This window comes from Pseudoalteromonas mucoides (genome assembly GCF_049257175.1).
Lineage (GTDB): Bacteria > Pseudomonadota > Gammaproteobacteria > Enterobacterales > Alteromonadaceae > Pseudoalteromonas.
Genome location: NZ_JBMMUC010000002.1, coordinates 358,052 through 377,197 on the forward strand (window position 1 = coordinate 358,052; position 19,146 = coordinate 377,197).

Consider the following 19,146-nt stretch of genomic DNA (forward strand, 5'->3'; position numbering starts at 1 on the left):
ATTAAGCTCCGTACTGTTTGATAAGTGAATTTACATAGCCCTTGGCTAATTGCTCGCAATGTTCAAATTGATCTTCGTCAGACTTACTTAATACTGCCCTTAACCATAGTCCATCAATCATGGCAGCGCATAGCTCCGCTGCAAGTTTGGCATCAGGTGCGCTCATTAACTGTTTAAATGAACTTGTTAAATTGCTAAAAAGGCGACGACTATTAACATTTTGTAAGCGGTGTAATTGCGCATCATGCATTGATTGCGCCCAAAAGCTTAACCATGTTTTTGTCGTATCGCTTTGCAATTGTAAGCGCGCAAAGTTTGCCTCAACGATGAACATCAACCTTTGCTCAGGCGTTGTCGTCGTAGTTACACGTTTAATTAACTCACGTTTTAAGTTAGATAATAAATAGCGCACAGTGGCTTCTATCAAGCCTTGTTTACCACCAAAATAGTGGCTAATAATGCCCGAAGACAACCCTGCTTTTTTACTAATGCTATTAATAGTTGTGCCCTGCAGACCAAACTCAGCAACCGACTCAATAGTGGCGTCAATTAGCTGCTGACGACGGACAGGTTCCATTCCAACTTTAGGCATAATTTTTATTAATTGAACGTTCAATAAAAATAAAGGTTAGAGTAATAGAACTGATCATTCAAGGTTGACAAACTGTGAATAGCTGAACGCAGACTTGCAAAATATAGGCTAAGTGGTTGTATTAGCTTTTATAAACGGGGATAGAAAAAAGTTGTAAAAATATTAAATTAATCGCCAAATTGGCGTGAAAAAACAAAATAATCAAAGAAACGATGGTTTTAAATTTACATAAAACCATCGCTATTAAGGGCTATCTTAAGGAACCAGTCTATCCCCTAAAACGTGTAGCTATAAATCATTACACATCAATAACAACTTTACCTAGTGCTTTACCACTTCCGAGGTGATCGTGCGCTTTACCTACTAATTCAAGGCTGAACTCATTAGGGTCAACTATCGGGATTAATTCACCAGCATCAACAATTTTTGCAAGTTCAGCTAATATCTCACCATGCTGCTGACGCTTAAAGTTATGCAGCATTGGGATCAACATAAATACAACATGTAACGACAGGCCTTTAAAGTGAGCAGGTGTTAAATCTAAATCAAGCATGGCAACTGTGGTAGCAATTTGACCATTCAAAGCAGCTGCTTCAAATGAGTTACTAATATTAGCGCCTCCCACAGAATCAAATACCACATCAAAACCATTGCCTTGAGTGTACTTGGCAACATAATCTGCAACTTGTTCAGTACGATAATTAATAGCTGTTGCGCCTAGTTCTTCCATTAATTTGAATTGCGAATCATCGCCGACCGTCGTAAATACGTCAGCCCCAAAGTGTTTAGCTAGTTGTAAAGCAATATGCCCAACGCCGCCAGCACCACCATGAACAAGAACGTTTTGGCCTTTACTTACACCAGCACGAACAAGACCTTCATAAGCCGTAATACCGACTAATGGAATAGCTGCCGCTTGATGCATAGAGAGGGTTTTAGGTTTATGAGCAATTAATCTTTCATCAGCAAGCATGTATTGCGCAAGCGCACCCTGTAAGTCAGCTAAGCCACCAGCACACCCATACACTTCATCGCCAACGGCAAACTCATTGACGCCTTCACCCACTTCGGTAATGGTGCCCGCAAAATCCATCCCCAATACACCCGGTAACGCAGGTGATAAAGGTGCCAGTGCTTCCCCCATTTCACGGATCATCATATCAACCGTATTTACACTAGTTGCGGCGACTTTAATAACAACGTGGCCCGCTTTTACTTGGGGTTTTGCAATTTCTGCTGCGCTAAAAACATCACTGTTACCAAATTCATTAATTATCATTGCTTTCATCTTGAACACCTCTTTATTGTCAGTGCCTAAAAGTATATTTACTTATGATAACTTTGATAATATAGTTTTTATAACAATCAGTTTTTAGATTTTATTGATAATGAACCTAGATCACCTCGCATTATTTGTTCGCTTAGCAAAAACTCACAATATTAGTATGGCGGGCAAAGAGCTTGGCTTATCTGCTGCCGTATCCAGTACTTATATCAATAAATTAGAAGACTCATTAGGTGTAAAACTCGTACATCGCACCACCCGAAAAGTGTCTTTAAGTGAAGAAGGCCAAGCATTCTTACCCCATGCCGAAGAGGTTTTAGCGAATATTGCTTTAGCGCGTGCTTCTGTTGGTGCAGGTAGCTTATCGCCACAAGGCAAACTAAGAGTAACGGCACCGGCTTCGTTTGGCCGTATGCATATTATTCCCGCTTTAAATGACTTTTTAACGCACTACCCAGAATTAACCCTCGATTTACGGCTCAATGACAGTATTGTTGATATGGTTGAAGGAGGGTTTGATATTGCTATCAGGGATGCCTCACTGGCAGACTCAAGCCTTATTGCGAAAAAGTTAGCCAGTGATAAGCGCATTATTTGCGCCTCACCAGTTTATTTAAGTAAATACTCTGAACCTAAAACCCCTGCCGATTTAAACGAGCATAAATGTGTTAATTTACATGGCTTAGATACTTGGCTGTTTAGCGTTGACAAAAAACCACAAAGTATAAAAACAAATACGGTTTTATTTGCCGATAACGGTGAAGCAGTAAGAGATGCATGCGCACAAGGGATTGGTATTACTTTAATGTCAACGTGGTGCGCTTACGAAAAACTAAAAACCGGCGAGCTGGTACAGATACTGGCAGATTACCCGCTTATATCTAACACAGCTATTTGGGCCATTTACCCAAGCGCACGGTTATTAGCACCTAAAGTAAGAGCATTTATCGACTACTTTAGCGAGTATTATGGCCAAACTCCGTACTGGGAAGCCTCAACCAATAGCTAATATTAGCTAAGCCCTTTTGTCGTTAATAAGTCATCTAATGTGGCGATTATTTTAGCGGTTAATTCAGGCTTTAATGCATCGCTGTGTGGCTGAGAAAACTGACCAATATCGTTGTCATAGTATAAGCCTGTCGCGCTGGAAAACTCATCTGAAGTAGCCGCTTTTACTAATATATCAGCACCAATTTGCACATCAGAACCTGTTACACCATAAGCCTGAGTTACCATTTTACTACCCAAAAATGACTTTGGATTTACAGCAACAATCATTGGCCCTTTACCTTCTAAGCTAAGCTCCATGTCTCGTGACCACATAGTTAACGCTAACTTACTTTTAGCGTAAACAACACCATCAGATAGCGAACTTGGCTGAGTCAGCTCGTGTGCTAACAATGAGCTTTGCGCCGCTGAAGATAAATTAACGACCCGACTATTCGTCGTTAAAATAGGTAGCAAGCGTTTAGTAAGCAAATACGGTGCAATAGTATTGACTACAAAGCGTATATCTAATGCTTCATCGGAGACTGTTTGTGGTACAACATAAACGCCAGCATTATTGATTAAAACATCTAACGATTCATATTTTTCCATGATGTTTTCAGCTAAGGTTGCCACATTTTTCAGTAGTGATAAATCAGCTAAAAATGTATCTATGATCGCAGTCGGTTTAAGAGCCAACAACTGCGATTTAGCGGCGGCTAATTTAGCTTCGCTACGACCATGTAAAAGAACAGTGTGGCCTTGTAAAACGAGTGTTTTTGCACTCGCAAAACCAATTCCATCTGTCGCTCCGGTGATTAATATTGTCTTATTCATAATGATTATTCCTATTAAAATGAGGTAAAACATGCTCTGCCAATTGGTACAGGGTATGGGTTATATCACCTTGGTTAAAGCGTAAATTAAGCGCCACGTGATTAACGCCGGCGTGCTGTAGTTGCATTAAATAATTAACAAGGTATTCAATTGATGCTCTAAACCCTAAATGCAGCGATGAAGGCGCTTCGCCATTGTTTGCCAAATCAAAATACAGTGGTTGCATGACAGGCTGCGGCCCTCGCCCTATCACTGCCAACTGTTGTTGCCAGTTATTAATTAGCTGTTGCTGTAATTCAACTTTGTGTGGGTAGAACATACGGCCATCTGCATGCTCAGCTATCCAAGCATCACTTTGTTGGCTCTGCCCTGTAATGAGTAAAGGTAATTTACCCGATTTCGCTTTTGGTAACATATCGATTTCCCCATTAAACTGACCATAGTCATTTTTAAACACCGGGTTTGACGATTGCATTTGGCGAATATATTCAACACTCTGCGCAAAACGATGGCCGCGATTTTCATAACCTAACTGCATTGCTGGGTATTCTTGTGGTCGATCGCCAGATGCAACCCCCATAAGTAAACGTCCTTTGGAAAGCACATCAACGCTCGCCGCAGACTTGGCAACATGTGCAGGATGGCGCAGCGGCAACACAATACTCGCAACCCCTAACGCAATGGTGCTTGTTTGGGCAGCTAAAAAGCCTAAATAAGTAAATGGATCGAATAACTGCCCTGCGTCACCAAATGACGGTACATTAAAAGGCACATCTCTTAGCCATACAGCAGCAAAACCTAGTTTTTCAGCAAGTTGAACTCGTGCTAAATGATCCACCATTGTTGGGCTGTTTTGCGATGGGTAGCTTTCAATTGGCACAACTAAACCGATACTCAAAGAGTTCAATTTAAACACATTGTTATAGCCTGCATTCAAACTTTGAAATTGCGATTGTTGTGAATTTTGAACCATAACGCCCTACATTGATCCGCATAAAATATAAGGCAACAGTGTAATTACCTAACACTAAATTGATAATAGTGAATATAAATGAATCAGTTTATAGCTAATATTGATAATGAATAACGGTGTTGAAACTCACTTAAAAATACTGGATACTGTTTTTTTATACAGTTATTGATAAGTGGTAAACATGGTGCGAAAAGAGCTTCCAGCAAAATATTATCTAGCTCATTTTAATGAGTTACTCACGTTTATAAACACCCAATGTAGCCACTTGTTAGAGAAAAATCATATTGATTTTATTGCAAAGGTTAATAACTTAAGTGAGCAAGCCCAATGCATGCTCTCGCGTATTTATTCACGAAGGCCTTTGTTAGTGGCAATACATACGCTCAATTATGATGAAATACCCAACCCGACACAGGCAATTGCGCAGTTAAAGCAAGCAGGCCTGATCACACAGCCTAACCATAACGACTACCAGCATGTGCTCGCTCATTTAACAAAGCCGGCATTGCTGGAGTTATTAGCACCGTTTACGGCGACAGTGAATATTAAAAAAAGTGCTGCCAAAGCAATATTAGTAAACCAAGCTTGCGACTTTTTTGCTAGCAAACTTGAGTATCTAGCCCCTTTATATAGCCAGTTTATTATTAATAACCGCGCTGATATTTATGAATACTTTGAGTTTTTATACATTGGCCGGTTAAGTGGTGGCGATATCAATCATCAAAATAGTTTTGTGCTGCGTGATTTAGGCGTAAGAGCAACAAGACAAAGTCATAATCAAAGCTTAGCGCGATTTGATACTTTAGATGAGGCAAAGTCGAACTATGCGTTAAACCGCTCTCGCTTGGCATTTAAAAATATAACAACTTACGAGCAATACCAAAGTTTAGCTCACGAGGTTATTGCACAACACGCACAAGGCACACTGGCAATAAACCTTAAAAACAAGCTGTTACTGAAGCTTTATCAGCAACTTAAAAAAGTGGATTCAACGCTGAGTTTTAGTATTTTAAGTGCCTGTGAAAACAGCCCTGAAGCAACAGAAATACAAATACGCGAGCAATATCGCCAAGGCAATAAAGATTGGGTTAAAGCCGAGCTTGAAGCCATTATTGAAGATCCACTGACTGACGATCTACTCTATTTTGCCGATGACTTCTTAATGCGCAAATTTAATAAACAAACCCGCTCTCGCTTAAGTACTATGCTTGCGGATACAAAGTGTGTAATTGAAATAGATGAGATTTATCGCGGCGATGTAGAGCAAGGGGTGGCACAGTATTACGAAAACCAAGGATTGAGAGCATTTAACACCGAAAACACGCTTTGGCAAAGTCTATTTGGCCTGGTATTTTGGCATGCACTTTACGTAGAAACTCCTCACCCACCGTGTAACGAATTTGATTTATTTCCACACGTATTACGCACTAACAGTTTTTATCACACACAACATCAGCAGATTGATACATTACTCAAACAGTGGCAAACATCTGATGATTTACTAAAGCATGTGTGCAAAAACGCGGCGCGCTATTTTGAGCAACCAAATGGCTTATTTCGTTGGCACAGTGAGCTGTTAAAACCATTAGAAGTACTTATTTTAAATAGCCCTATTACAGCACTAAAAAGCCACCTAAAAAACATGACCCTACGCTTTTTAGAACTTAAAGACGGCTACCCTGATTTAATGATTTTAAAGAACGACGCCGTCTATTTTGAAGAAGTAAAAGCACCCGGTGATAAACTTAGGCGTAACCAGCTAACCACCATCGACAACCTTAAAAACTCAGGGTTCGATGTTCTCATTGCAGCCGTTAATTGGGTTAATGATCCTAACCGTATTTACAGCGTAGTCGACATTGAAACAACAGGTAGTTTAAAAGGCGGCAACAGGATAACTGAAATTGGCCTTGTTAAAATGCAGCACGGCAAAGTGATCGATAAATGGTCAACACTGGTTAATCCACAAATGCGCATTCCTAAATTTATTGTATCGCTAACGGGTATTACCGATGCCATGGTAGCGCCTGCGCCTAACTTTAACCAAATTGCCGATACATTAGTTAATAAATTACAAGGTAGTATTTTTGTCGCCCACAATGTCAATTTTGATTACGGTTTTATCCGTAAAGAGTGTGAAATGGCTGGCATTAATTTTAAAATGCCAAAGCTATGTACTGTAGTTGAATCGCGCAAAGCTTTCCCAGGTCTCAAGTCGTATTCGCTTGGTAACTTATCAGCGCATTTTGAGCTATCCCTGACCAATCATCACCGCGCTTTAGCTGATGCTAGCGCCACCGCTGAGTTGCTTTTACTTATTCAACAAAGCGATTATCAATAAAGAACGATAGTGGTAGTTGAAAATTTGTAAATAATGGCGATGTGTTCTAAACCTAAAGAGTAGCCTAATATTGGAAGACTCTTATGCCGTCATCGAACACACTTAATAAACACTCTGAGTTTGCGCGTTGTTTAGAGTGCAATAAAGTAAGCACTTTTGCCGCTTTTCATTGGTTAGCTCTTGCTTTTCAAGACATGATGCGAGCGCCTATACTGAGCTTAATTTATGGGTTAATTTTTACAATAATTCCGCTGGCCATTGTTTATAGCGGCGTTTATGCCGGCACTTACCTTGTAATACTTCCAGCAACTGTTGCGTTTGCCTTAATAGGGCCTGCATTTGCTGTAGGTTTATATGATATTGCTTGGGAGCTTGAAAAAGGTCATTCCCCTACTTTATTGCACTCATTAAAATCAATGTTCAGAAACCCTGTTGGTGAATGGGGGTTTGCGGTATTGCTTATGGTGATCATGATTATTTGGATGCGCTTAGCAGCCTTAGTGCACGCATTATACCCAAGCCATGCAAATCCTACGTTTGAAGAACTCTCTGCATTTTTAACCTTAGGCACCATCATTGGCGGAATATTATTGGTAACTGTATTTGCGATTTCAGCGTTTACGCCGCAAATAATGATGGAAAGACGTGTCGATATAATGACCGCAGTTATGTCCTCTATGAATGCAGTAAAAACTAATTTTAGCGCAATGGTTGTGTGGTCTGGCTGTATTTTTATATTAGTTGCCATTGGTTTTATCACGGGCGCAACAGGCTTTATTGTCATTATGCCGCTACTTAGTTACGCCAGTTGGCACGGTTATATTGCAGTAATCAAAACCAAAAAATTACGTGGATATGAATAGTCTTTTATATTTTTAATATATCTAAAGTAAAACAGGCCCATGCTTTGGGCCTGCTATATTTATTCAATCATAATAAAAATTAAAACTGATAACTTAATGATACTTTATAATTGCGGCCAAGCTCTGCAGGGTCGTTCGCTTCAGTTGCTGGCGCTCTTAAGTAACGTTTATCCGTTAAGTTATCTACCCCTAACCTCACGATAAGACCGTCCAAACTGCCGGTGGCTTGATACTTAGCATTCAGGTTATAAACTGTGTATGTATCTGTACCGTAGCCGTATTCTAAGTAGGTATCGCTTAAACGTTTTTGCTCACGATAATGCAGCATTTGTAAACCTACATTAAACTGCTCTGTAAACTGGTAGTTAGTATTCCAAGTGATTTTATCTGCTGGGGCTTCAGCATAAGGTTGCTGCGTGTAATCAATGGTTCCTAAAAAGAAGTTAGGCATGCCTTCGACATCCATATTAATCGTTGAATAACCTAAATACATATCGATTGCTTGGAAGGTATATTGTGCTTCTACTTCAATACCATGGCTTAATAACTTACCAATATTCTTAGCGCTATAATCTCGGTGAGTGGCAACAGGTATACCATTAGTAGGTTGTGGCCCTGGCGAGCCGAGTTGTTTTTCGCCCTCTGCATCGAGGTAATACATAAATGGCACGTTATCGATGTAATTGCTGATTTCATTATCAAAGTAAATCGCTTTAAAGCTTAAGCTATCTGCATAAGGCAGGTTTTGCCAACTTAAACCAAAGCCCATTTCAAGGTTATCAGAGTCTTCTGCTTTAAGATCTGGCTGTGGTTCGCTGTAGCAAATCTTGCCGCCAATATGACAGCGCCACTCATCTTGCTTATAAAGTTCTTGCAGCGAGGGGGCGCGAAACGCTTCAGCACTTTTTAAATATAAATTAAGGTAGTCAGTTACTTTAAATGTAAGGCCAAGTTCGCTCGATAGCTCACTATCATCATTGCTATCAAACTGTTTAAAATGGTCACTTTCACGTTCATACGCATCAAACCTTAAACCCGCGGTAATTAGCAATCGCTCATCAAAAAAATCACTTTGATCAATCAAAGATAATGACCAGTTTTGTGCATCGCTATTGCCGTAGTATGTTGATTGTTGCTGATCTTCCCATTTTACTTGGTTGAAGCTTTCAACATCATATTGCAGCTCTACAGCAAGCTTATGTTTGATAATACCGTCAAAGGTCGATAAATTTGCAAACCGAACACCCTTGCGCGAACTTTCTCCTTCACTATTACTATCGTAATTTATTTTGTTAGTTCCTCGCTCAATATAGCCTTTGCTGATCTCATCGTACGTTTTTTTAGAATAGAAAGCTTGTACATCTAAATCAACGTAGTCACTTTCTCCTTGATAAGTATATTTAAGCATACCTTCGAGATAATCATTTTTGTAATCTTCAGCAAGTGTGGGGTATGCAATGGCTAAATCAAGTCGCTGACCATAGGGTTGATCAACCGATTCCGTTTTACTGTAATCTAGCTTAGTTTTAAGACTATGATGCGGGTTAAAATACCAGGTATTTTTTAGGGTCGCATTTTGTCGTTTTGATTTATTTTGTATTTTGCTAACTTGCTGAATTTTTTCATCTTCAGTCGCGCCTTCCTTAGCGACAACATCAATATCATCATATTCAACTTGTCCAAGTGAAAAAACAGTATCGCTCACATCATTTAAATAGAACAAATCAGCATTAAAATCGTTCGAGTCTGAAACGGTTTGATGTGTCACTGAAAATCGAGAGCCAAAGCCTTGTTCATCTCCTAAATAATCACTAGCATCTTTGGTCACTAAACGAATGCTGCCACCAATAGCACCTGAGCCAACTGTGAGTGAGTCAGCGCCACGCAAAACTTGGATTTGTTTTAATTGATCAGGGTTTATACCTAATGAGTTAATTTGCGCTATATTTTGGCTACCATCGGAATCAATTTTTCGTTTTACATCATCAACTGAGATATAAATACGTTCGCCATATAAGCCGCGAATAGCTGGCTGCCCTGATAAAGGCGTAACACTGCCCGATAGCTCAACGCCTGGAAGGGTTTTAAGTATTTGGTTTAAATCTGCTGCTTGCTGCCTATCTATTTGCTCAGTAGAAAGTACCGATACAGAGCTTGCAACATCTTGATTTAAAGCTGTTATCTTATGACCTAGCACCTCTACTTTCTCTATTGCGTGTTCATCATCATGAGTATCTGTTGTTGTAGCAAGCGTAGAAAAGTTAGAAAGTGCTGCACCAACACATAGAAAAACAGACGTAAATTGCATATTATCACTCCTTAATAAAAATCATTACCATTTAGTTTTGTGGCGATTTTAGGGGCTAAATTTCAAAATTGCAATAACTAATTACTTATGGTTATATAAAAAGATTATTTATCTATAACATCAAACTAACTTAACTAACTTCGCTAAAAACCAAGGGGAATATGATGAATTTCTGCAAATTGATAGTTTCATGTATTGCAATAATTGGCTTCTCAGTAGCCAACGCAGAACAATTTGGTAAGCCTGTTAATAATGCTAACTTGCTAAAAATTTCAACAATTATGGCCGCGCCAGATAACTATTTAGAGCAACCCATTACTATTGCCGGTACAGTCGTAGGCGTATGCGCTAAACGAGGTTGCTGGATGACGATTGCCTCTGATAAGCGTTTTGAAAACTTGCAAATCAAGGTTAATGATGGCGATATGGTGTTCCCGATGACTGCCAAAGGCAGTAAAGCGATTGCAACTGGAAAACTCAATAAAATCCAGCTTAACTTAAGCCGCACCAAAGCTTTGTTAGCACACAGAGCGCAGCAAGCAGGAAACGAATTTGACGAAAACACGGTGACAGAGCCAATGGCGATTTATCAACTTGTGCCTATAGGTGTAGAGATTTTTGAGTAAAACGAAAAGAAAAATAAACTGGTATAAACTAAACCGTAGTTTGCATCGTGATATCGGTTACTTTTGCATTGGTTTAGTGATCATTTTTGCAGTATCAGGCATAGCGGTTAACCACAAAGATGACTGGAACCCGAATTACCGTGTTGAGCAAGCTGTAATACCTGTATCAACTCAGGAATGGTCACTTGATAACGATACTAAGCTTACTAATCAGGTACTTGCAATAAGTAATGTTAATGAAAAGGTTAAGGCCACATATTGGGCATCACCCACGCAATTTAAGCTATTTTTTAAAAATGGCAATAACCTATTATTAAACATAAAAGATCAGCGAATAGTGTATGAAAAAATAACCCCTCGCCATGTATTTCAGGCATTTAACCGCCTACATTTAAACGAGACTAAAGCGTCTTGGGTTATCTTTTCCGATGCTTTTGCTGCATTACTGATTTTTTTGGCTTTAAGTGGCCTGTTTATGATTAAAGGTAAATACAGCCCTTGGGGTATGAGATCCCTGTGGATACTCAGCGGTATCGCCCTACCCGCGGTGTATATATTGATGTAAAAAGGTGAAGGTGAGTACTTTCACCTTTTTCACTCTTAGCGCTTAAAACTATCCCATGGCCCTGTAATTGCCAAAGTTTTAGTTGGCTTATATACATTTACAAACAACGTTTTACCATCAGGCGAAAAACACGCTCCAGCAAGTTCTGTTTGTGTATTTAATCGGGCAAAGTTATACACCTCACCTTTAGGGGTAACGCCACGTAAATGATTATCGACCACATCAGTGTATTGGTCCTCGCAAACCATTAAATGCCCGTTAGGTGCAACGGTTAAATTGTCACCAAAGTTATAAAGAGAGCCATCAATACTTTCAACAAACAATTGTATTTTCCCTGGGGCTGTCTGTTCTTTACTCGTGCCTTCAAACTGCGACGGTACATACTTCATAACTTGGCCCAGCTGTTTTTTACCGCCATTGGTACAACAAAAATAAAGCTCGTTATCACCCCAATGAATGCCCTCTCCTCGGGCAAACAATGCAGCGCCATTGGCATAGCCACGTAAGCGTAAGTCATCTTTGGGGCTCTCGGGGTTATCTAAATCGACCCATTCAACTTCCATATTCTGATGCAATGCCATATTAGCGTCAGCCCAATTTCGGGTATCAAACTGTGGCGTGGTTTTAATCACCATTGCTTGCAGTTTACCGCCTTTATTTAATTTACCTGCCTCGTTAGGAATAAAGCGATAAAACAAGCTATCGCCTTTATCTTCAGTAAGGTAAACAATGCCTGTTTTAGGGTCTACCGCGGCAGCTTCATGGTTAAAACGGCCCATCGCTTTTAACGGTTGGGGCTTCACTAAGCCTTTATCGTCAGCTGGAATTTCAAAAATATAGCCATGATCTTGGCCAAAACCATCAGCTTTCGTTAACGTTGTTTCTTCGCATGTAAGCCAAGTACCCCACGGCGTGATACCACCAGAGCAGTTACGAATAGTGCCAACGAGCGACAAATATTCTTGTTCTTTGGTGCCCGTTTTAAGGTTATAAACAATATGACTGGTGCCACCAGGTAGAGCAACGCCTTGACTATCAACGTCATACGCTAGCGAGGTTTTATGAGTTTGTAGGCTTGATTCAGCTTTTGCTAAATCGGTTGGCTTAAGTTCATGATTGCGAACCAGTGCCACACGTTCGTCATCAAGCGTAATACACCCCATGCCATCGGCTTTATCTGGTACCGTAAAGCCATCAGACATTTTATCACCGAGCTGAGAAATAACCTTGTAACTAAAGCCTGCAGGCAAATCTAACAACTTGTTATTATCTGCAATTAAAGGCCCGTACGCATGCAAGTTACTACCTAAGTCACTTAATGGTACTTTACCAAACGCGCTACGCGATAGACCCACAAATGCCAGTGTTCCCGCACTAAATAAAAACTGCCTTCTGTTAATCATATTTGCTCGATTTATTATTACTTAAGAAACTTACCAACATCATAAATTAAAAGCGTTAACAAAAATCGGGCCAACCAATAAATTCACGAAATTGTCATATTCTCAAGCCATGAATTATTTACAAAGCTATGCAGGTTTTTCATATCAATTACCTTTTTAAATCATAGCCACTTCGCAACAAAAAACGTAACCACCTGAAAAAGTTGGTAATTATTAAATTTTAAATTCGGCATACCCATTGCTTCGAATAAGGTATGCCCGCTTAGAATTTACTAAAGCTAAGCGTTTAGTTTTTAATTTAGGAGGAATTATGAGTAATAGTAAAGTCGCTGAATTTACCGCCCCAGGCATGAATAGTGAATCTGCTGAGCAAGCAATTGCCCAACTCGATAACCGCATGGTAGCGTTAATTGATTTACAACTTACTTTAAAGCACATTCATTGGAATGTGGTAGGCCCTAACTTTATCGGCGTACACGAAATGCTCGACCCGCAAGTGGCCGCAGTACAAGAAATGACAGACACTATCGCTGAACGTATTGCTACTCTAGGTGGAGTTCCATTAGGAACACCTAAGTCGATTGTTGATCGCCGCTCTTGGGAAGATTATTCGATTGGTAAAGGGTTAGTGAAAGATCACCTTGTTGCTCTTGATAAAGTATACAATGGTGTAAATGGCGATCACCGTAAAGCCCTTGAAAAACTATCAGAGCTTGACCCTGTCTCAGAAGATATGATCATCGCGCAACTTGCTGACCTAGAACAATTCCAGTGGTTTGTACGTGCTCACATTGAGTCATCAACTGGTGAATTACAAAGTTAATAAATCGTAACCACATCAGTAAAAGCCCAAATAACTTAGTCGTTTGGGCTTTTAGTACCATTTTAAGTGAGGGAGTAATCACAAACAAAAGTCACATAAGCTAAATACTACAACCACCCCTTGTGTTTAAAAAATAAATAAGGTGCAAAACCAGAGAGCAACATCACCCCAATCGCAAACGGATACCCCCAGGCCCACTCAAGTTCAGGCATGCGATTAAAATTCATACCGTAAACACTGGCCACCACAGTTGGCGGTAAAAACACCACGGAGGCAATCGAGAAAGTTTTAATTATTTGGTTTTGCTCAATATTAATAAAGCCTTGAGTGGAATCCATAAGAAAATTAACCTTATCAAATAAAAAGGTACAGTGTGACATTAGAGTATCTATATCAAGTACAATCTCTCTTAATGATTCGCGATCCTGACTTTGTACACCTAACTGACGTATCAAGAATGAAATATTGCGTCGAGTATCCATTAAGCATAAACGCACTTTACCATTGGCATCCTCTAATCGTGCGATACGACTGATCGCTTCCTCTAAATCAGAGCCATCTTCTTCAAGAACATAAGCACTGAGTTTCTCTAACTGATGATGCATATCTTCCAACATGTCTGCATGGTTTTCGACTTTTTGATCAAATAATGTTACCAGTAATTGTTTTGCCGTATCACACATCACCTGGCCTCTACGGGCTCTTAAACGTAATAATCGAAAGTCAGCGAGCTCATCATCGCGAATAGTCAATAAACAATTATCTTTAAGTAAACAAGCCACTGTGACGGTATTAAACCGCCCTTCATTTGGCGACATAAATAATGCATGTACATGCAAACCTTCATTGTCAATAAAGCATCGCGATGAAGCCTCAATCTCTTGAACATCTCCAGACTCAGGGAACGTTATATCCAGTGTTTTTGCTAGAATATTACGCTCATCCTCTGTGGGTTTGATAGTATCAATCCAATGTGCACTTCTAATTAATGTTTCTATAGGAGTATCAGGGGAAGGCTCTAATTCATTAATCACTCCCTGTTCGATAGAAAAAAATCTCAGCATACACTTCTCCAATAAAAACAAGACAGCCTAAGTATATGTAACAGATCATTAATCAACAATGACAATGCATTGCTCAATACATTTATTGTTTATCTGACTTTAAAGCGATCAAAAAAGGTCAGGGTTTGTAAAGCCTAACCTTTCTATTAACAAACAGAGTTTAAAAAAGCTGAGGAAGTATCCAGCTTCTTAATATAGTTAACTCTTTTGCTTATAAACCATTAATAACATCGCCGGTAGCACGGTAAGACTCACGATAGTGGATACGCCAATACCACATAGCACGATAATCCCCACACCCCGATACAACTCTGAACCTTCGCCCGGAATAAATACTAACGGCGCTAAACCACATAATGTGGTCATGGTTGACATAACAATCGGTTTTAACCGTGTTTCTAGTGCGCTGATCACCGCTTGATAAGCCTCAATGCCCGCGGCCAAATTGCGGCGACTTTGATCAACAATTAAAATAGGGTTATTCACCACAGTGCCTAACAAAATCAAAAAGCCCAGCATAGTGATCATATCAAATGGCTGATGAAATCCACCAAACACTGAGCCTAGTGCGTTAATTACATTTAGCCCTAATAATCCACCAGCCATCCCTAACGGCACGGTAGCCATAATAAATAGTGGCTGGCCCCAATGTTTAAAAATAGCGACTAACAATAAATAGCATAACGCTAAAGCGACAATAAAATTGCCACTGAGTGCGTCGCGTGTTTTTTCTAGCTGATCTGCCGCACCACCTATACTGATGTTCACCCCGGGGAGTAAATCACCTTGTTTCTGTAGCTGTGGTAGTAATTGCTCACGTACTAATTGCTGCGCCCGTTCAAGTGCGACCTCACGCGGCGGAATAATATACACAGTTACTGTGCGGCGACCATCGACGCGGCGTAAACTGTCGCTGTCGGCTTTTTCATTTAGGTTAGCAAGTGCATTTAACGGCAGCAATCCTTGTGAGGTCACCACCGGCGCTTGCTCAAGCCCCTCTAAACTTTGTTTATTACCGGCCTCTGAGAATATAAATACATCAACTTTATCGTCATCTAAAATTAACTCATCCACATAGGCACCATCACTTAAAGCTGCAACGGTATAGCCTAACTCATCTGCAGTCATGCCCACTTCAGCAAGGCGTTGCCAGCGCGGTTCAATTTCAATTAAAGGTTGATCAAGGGTTAATGACGATGGCTCTGAGTCGACTTGTGGATTGTCAAAAACCTCACTGGCGAGTCGATATACGGCATCGGCAGCGCGGTATAAATCCACTTGCTCGGTGCCGCTAATATCTAGGGCAACTGCGCGCGTCCCGCCGTCGTTACTGGAGATAATAGAGCCTCGCGATGAAAATGCCCGCATGCCCGGGTAACTTTTAAATTTAGCAGTAATAGCGGCCATCATTGCATCGATATGTGCAGGATCATTAGGTTCACTCAAAAACCAAATACTGCCGACGCCAACTGATAATGAATAGTATTTTAACGAGGGTAAGTCTGTTTTTCCCTGTGTAAAGTCACTGCTTGGCGCATTTAAGTGCTGATCAAAATAAATTAATAATTCATCACTAATTTTTTGCATGTGACTTAAATTATACCCTGGCGGTGCAATCATCATTGAGAACGCTTTGGGCTCTTCACCTTCAGGTAGGTATTCGGCTTCTGGCATAAATAACCAAGCACCACAGATTAAACCAACTACAGCCATTATTACGCATACAGTGCGCTGAGTTTTAGACGCTAAAAATGACGGAATAAACTTAGGCAGGCGCATGGCTTGTGTCATTGCCGCGTTTGCTTTTGTAGCGTCCGCTTTTATAGCGCCTTTTTTTGAAGAACAAGCAAATCGAGCAGATGCCGCGGGCACCACTAATAAGGCCACTAACATAGAGGCAATAATCGCCCCAGAGATAGCAATAGCAACATCAGAGTATAATTGCCCTGCTTCTTGCACAATAAACAAAATAGGGGCAAACACCAGTACGGTGGTCATGGTGGATGCTAGCACCGCAGGCCATACTTCTTGTACACCAGCAATGGCGGCGGCAAGTTTTGACAAGCCGCGCTGTTTGGCTTGTTCAATATTTTCAAGGACCACTATGGTGTTATCCACCGTCATACCGATGGCAAACGCCACCCCAGCTAATGAAATCACATTAATTGTGCGGTCAAATATCAATAAACCTAAAAATGCAGCAATGGTACAAATTGGTACACCCATAACGCCAATTAAAGTAGAGCGTGGGCTTTTTAAAAACCAAAACATCACTAAGGTTGCCAGCAACGCGCCAATGCCTAAATTGGTCCAAACATTTTTTACCGAACCTTTTACATAGCGTACGTCATCGCTCAGCAAAGTTAATTGCAGGCCGTTTTGCGCTAATAAATCACGGTTGATACGCGCTACTACAGTAGTCATTTCATCTTTAATATCCATCACGTTTGAGCCACTTTCCCGGCGTACCGACAGCATTAAATTTCGCTCGCCATCGTTATATGACACATCACGTAGTTCATAATGATCTAACTGTACTTTCGCCACATCTTTAAGGCGTACTGTACGCGATTGATCTTGTGCAATAACAAGCTCTTTAAGTTCCTCTGCCGACTGAAAGCGCCCTACCATACGCAGTAAATAGCGGCGTTTTCCGCTATCTATATCACCTGCTGACGCATCTTGATTACGACTTCGAATAGCATCTCTAACTGCGACTAAACTAATATTGCGACTGGCAAGCTTTTGTTGATCAATTAATATTTGTATTTGATACAGAGCCCCACCACGAACACTTACTTGGGATACACCCGCAACACGTTCCATTTCAGGACGTACATTGTCTTGTGCAAAATCCCGTAGCATATCAATATCGATGTTGAGCGGGTTCTCTGCTAGCGGTTTTAACGAAAAGAACATAAATGCATTAGATGAAAACGAGCTACTGTAGAGTACCGGTTGATCTACGTTTTCAGGATAATTAGGTACTTGAGCCAGTGCGTTACTCACATTGATCAGCGCTTCATTTACATCAACGCCAAATGGAAACTCAAGCTCGACCTCTGCCTCACCAGTATTAGCATAGCTCGACATGCGTTTTAAATTCGGGAGTGAGCGTAAATAACGCTCTTGCTCTATGAGGATTTCTTTTTCAACATCTTGCGGGGTCGCCCCTGGCCACTGTGTTACAACCGTAATTGTTCGCACATCTAAGTCGGGGATCATCTGCACAGGAATCTTAAACGCTGCTACAAGTCCTAAGATGCATGAAATAAGCACCGCAACAGCCACCAGCGTTGCATTTTTTACCGCGCCTTGGAGCATTATCGAGCCCCCGTTTGCGATACAGCAATAACTGCTTGGCCGTCTTGCAGTAACTCGTTACCTTGCGTAACTACCCACTGCTTTGGAGTTAAGCCTTGTACTATCTCAACGTAACCATTCATCCGAGAGCCTACTTTTACACTTTGCCTTGCGGCAACGCCTTCAAGCACAGTAAACACACTAAAGCCACCGTCTGGGTGACGTAGTAATGCATCTCGCTCTATGATGACACTCGCTTTAGCCGTTGATTTTAATGTTACTTCAGCACTGGCTGATAAACCCACTTGTAGGTCATCTGAGTTATTTATTGCTAAGCGCAGTAAAAAGCTACGATGGCTGGTATCAACCACAGGAACTTTGGCGATTACTGTTGCGGTAAATGCCTCATTAGGACGTGACGCTAAATAAACATTTATCGCCGTTTCACTATCTACTGCAGAAAAGTGCTCTTGTGGCATATACAAATCAAGCCACAACTTATCATTACTGACCAATTCAAAGGCGCTTTGGCCACGAGTAACCCATTCACCAACATCGACCAAGCGCTTTGCCACAACACCGCTAAAAGGCGCTAACAATTTATGACGTATTAAAAGCTGCTGTTTGTAAGTTTGATTTGCTTGTGCTTCGAGTAAGCTTGCTTGCGCCCCTTTAACAGCTGCTTGTCGGTCAGACAGCTCCGTTTGTGCAAACAGTTTTTGCTTAGATAGCGATTGTGCCTCTGTAAATCGCCGATTGGCGTCATCAACTGCCACTTGCGCGCGAGCAACAGCCGCTTTATTTGCTTGTAACTGGGCTTTAATGAGCGCTGAATCTAATGCTAGTAATGGTTTTCCTTGCTCAAGGTACTGCCCAGTTTCGGCGTATATTTCGGTGATCACCCCATCAGCAAGCACCGAAAGCTGTGCGTGGCGCTGCGCTTTTAACGATCCAGTTAGTGTCACTGTAGGCGACAATTGCTGCTGTTTAACTTGTTTAGTTACTACATTAACGGGTTCTGCCGTGTAACCTAGCGCGCTAAAGAGCAATAAGCCAACACACCAACAATATGCATAAATATTCAAAATAACTCCCTTTACTATCAAATAAAAACGCCTAGTAAAATGCTCACAGATCTAAGCAACACATTTTCATTAGATAGAGTTTAGATTAAGG

The 19,146-nt window shown here is 40.8% G+C and carries 15 protein-coding genes; 6 read left to right on the forward strand and 9 right to left on the reverse strand.

Going from position 1 to position 19,146, the window contains the following annotated elements:
- Position 1: 1 nt before the first annotated feature.
- Positions 2 to 592 (reverse strand): transcriptional regulator BetI, encoded by a 591-nt coding sequence (gene betI / locus AAEU30_RS03105; protein ID WP_421959261.1) that lies wholly within the window; start codon positions 590 to 592, stop codon positions 2 to 4.
- A gap of 298 nt (positions 593 to 890) precedes the next feature.
- Positions 891 to 1,880 (reverse strand): zinc-dependent alcohol dehydrogenase family protein, encoded by a 990-nt coding sequence (locus AAEU30_RS03110; protein WP_421959262.1) that lies wholly within the window; start codon positions 1,878 to 1,880, stop codon positions 891 to 893.
- 100 nt (positions 1,881 to 1,980) lie between these two features.
- On the opposite strand from AAEU30_RS03110, the gene AAEU30_RS03115 reads away from it, so the two are divergent.
- Entirely contained in the window at positions 1,981 to 2,886 is a 906-nt protein-coding gene (locus AAEU30_RS03115) for a LysR family transcriptional regulator (protein WP_421959263.1), read from the forward strand.
- 2 nt (positions 2,887 to 2,888) lie between these two features.
- Here the strand turns inward: AAEU30_RS03115 and AAEU30_RS03120 are convergent, their stop codons facing one another.
- Both AAEU30_RS03120 and AAEU30_RS03125 read right to left on the reverse strand, forming a co-directional pair.
- On the reverse strand, positions 2,889 to 3,701 hold the full coding sequence (locus AAEU30_RS03120; protein ID WP_421959264.1) for an SDR family NAD(P)-dependent oxidoreductase: 813 nt from the start codon (positions 3,699 to 3,701) through the stop codon (positions 2,889 to 2,891).
- Complete coding sequence (locus AAEU30_RS03125) at positions 3,694 to 4,674, reverse strand: LLM class oxidoreductase (protein WP_421959265.1); 981 nt, start codon at positions 4,672 to 4,674, stop codon at positions 3,694 to 3,696. Before AAEU30_RS03125 ends, AAEU30_RS03120 begins: the two co-directional genes overlap by 8 nt.
- Positions 4,675 to 4,855: 181 nt before the next feature.
- Between AAEU30_RS03125 and AAEU30_RS03130 the strand changes: the two genes are divergently transcribed.
- Positions 4,856 to 7,015, forward strand: a complete 2,160-nt coding sequence (locus AAEU30_RS03130; RefSeq protein ID WP_421959266.1) for an exonuclease domain-containing protein — start codon at positions 4,856 to 4,858, stop codon at positions 7,013 to 7,015.
- Between the two features lie 83 nt (positions 7,016 to 7,098).
- Entirely contained in the window at positions 7,099 to 7,878 is a 780-nt protein-coding gene (locus AAEU30_RS03135; RefSeq protein WP_421959267.1) for a DUF2189 domain-containing protein, read from the forward strand.
- A gap of 79 nt (positions 7,879 to 7,957) precedes the next feature.
- On the opposite strand, the gene AAEU30_RS03140 is transcribed toward AAEU30_RS03135, so the two are convergent.
- Positions 7,958 to 10,186 (reverse strand): TonB-dependent receptor domain-containing protein, encoded by a 2,229-nt coding sequence (locus tag AAEU30_RS03140; RefSeq protein WP_421959268.1) that lies wholly within the window; start codon positions 10,184 to 10,186, stop codon positions 7,958 to 7,960.
- A 161-nt stretch (positions 10,187 to 10,347) separates the two neighbouring features.
- On the opposite strand from AAEU30_RS03140, the gene AAEU30_RS03145 reads away from it, so the two are divergent.
- Entirely contained in the window at positions 10,348 to 10,812 is a 465-nt protein-coding gene (locus AAEU30_RS03145; RefSeq protein ID WP_421959269.1) for a DUF4920 domain-containing protein, read from the forward strand.
- A complete protein-coding gene (locus tag AAEU30_RS03150) occupies positions 10,805 to 11,377 on the forward strand; it encodes a PepSY-associated TM helix domain-containing protein (RefSeq protein WP_421959270.1) in 573 nt (190 codons plus the stop codon). The genes AAEU30_RS03145 and AAEU30_RS03150 overlap by 8 nt, the downstream gene beginning before the upstream one ends.
- Positions 11,378 to 11,412: 35 nt before the next feature.
- Here AAEU30_RS03150 and AAEU30_RS03155 read toward each other — a convergent pair whose 3' ends face one another.
- The gene (locus AAEU30_RS03155; RefSeq protein ID WP_421959271.1) at positions 11,413 to 12,780 is read right to left on the reverse strand and encodes an alkaline phosphatase PhoX; all 1,368 of its coding nucleotides are present in this window, start codon (positions 12,778 to 12,780) and stop codon (positions 11,413 to 11,415) included.
- A 310-nt stretch (positions 12,781 to 13,090) separates the two neighbouring features.
- Here AAEU30_RS03155 and dps point away from each other — a divergent pair, with 310 nt between their 5' ends.
- Positions 13,091 to 13,603: a DNA starvation/stationary phase protection protein Dps gene (dps, locus tag AAEU30_RS03160; protein WP_421959272.1), complete on the forward strand. Its 513-nt coding sequence runs from the start codon at positions 13,091 to 13,093 to the stop codon at positions 13,601 to 13,603.
- Positions 13,604 to 13,710: 107 nt separating this feature from the next.
- Here dps and corA read toward each other — a convergent pair whose 3' ends face one another.
- The 3 genes from corA to AAEU30_RS03175 form a co-directional block, all read right to left on the reverse strand.
- Positions 13,711 to 14,667 carry a magnesium/cobalt transporter CorA gene (gene corA, locus AAEU30_RS03165; protein ID WP_421959273.1) on the reverse strand — a complete coding sequence of 319 codons (957 nt, stop codon included), beginning with the start codon at positions 14,665 to 14,667 and terminating at the stop codon, positions 13,711 to 13,713.
- Positions 14,668 to 14,865: 198 nt separating this feature from the next.
- Positions 14,866 to 17,991, reverse strand: coding sequence for an efflux RND transporter permease subunit (locus tag AAEU30_RS03170; RefSeq protein ID WP_421959274.1), 3,126 nt, complete (start codon positions 17,989 to 17,991; stop codon positions 14,866 to 14,868).
- Complete coding sequence (locus tag AAEU30_RS03175) at positions 17,991 to 19,055, reverse strand: efflux RND transporter periplasmic adaptor subunit (RefSeq protein ID WP_421959275.1); 1,065 nt, start codon at positions 19,053 to 19,055, stop codon at positions 17,991 to 17,993. Before AAEU30_RS03175 ends, AAEU30_RS03170 begins: the two co-directional genes overlap by 1 nt.
- Positions 19,056 to 19,146 lie beyond the last annotated feature (91 nt).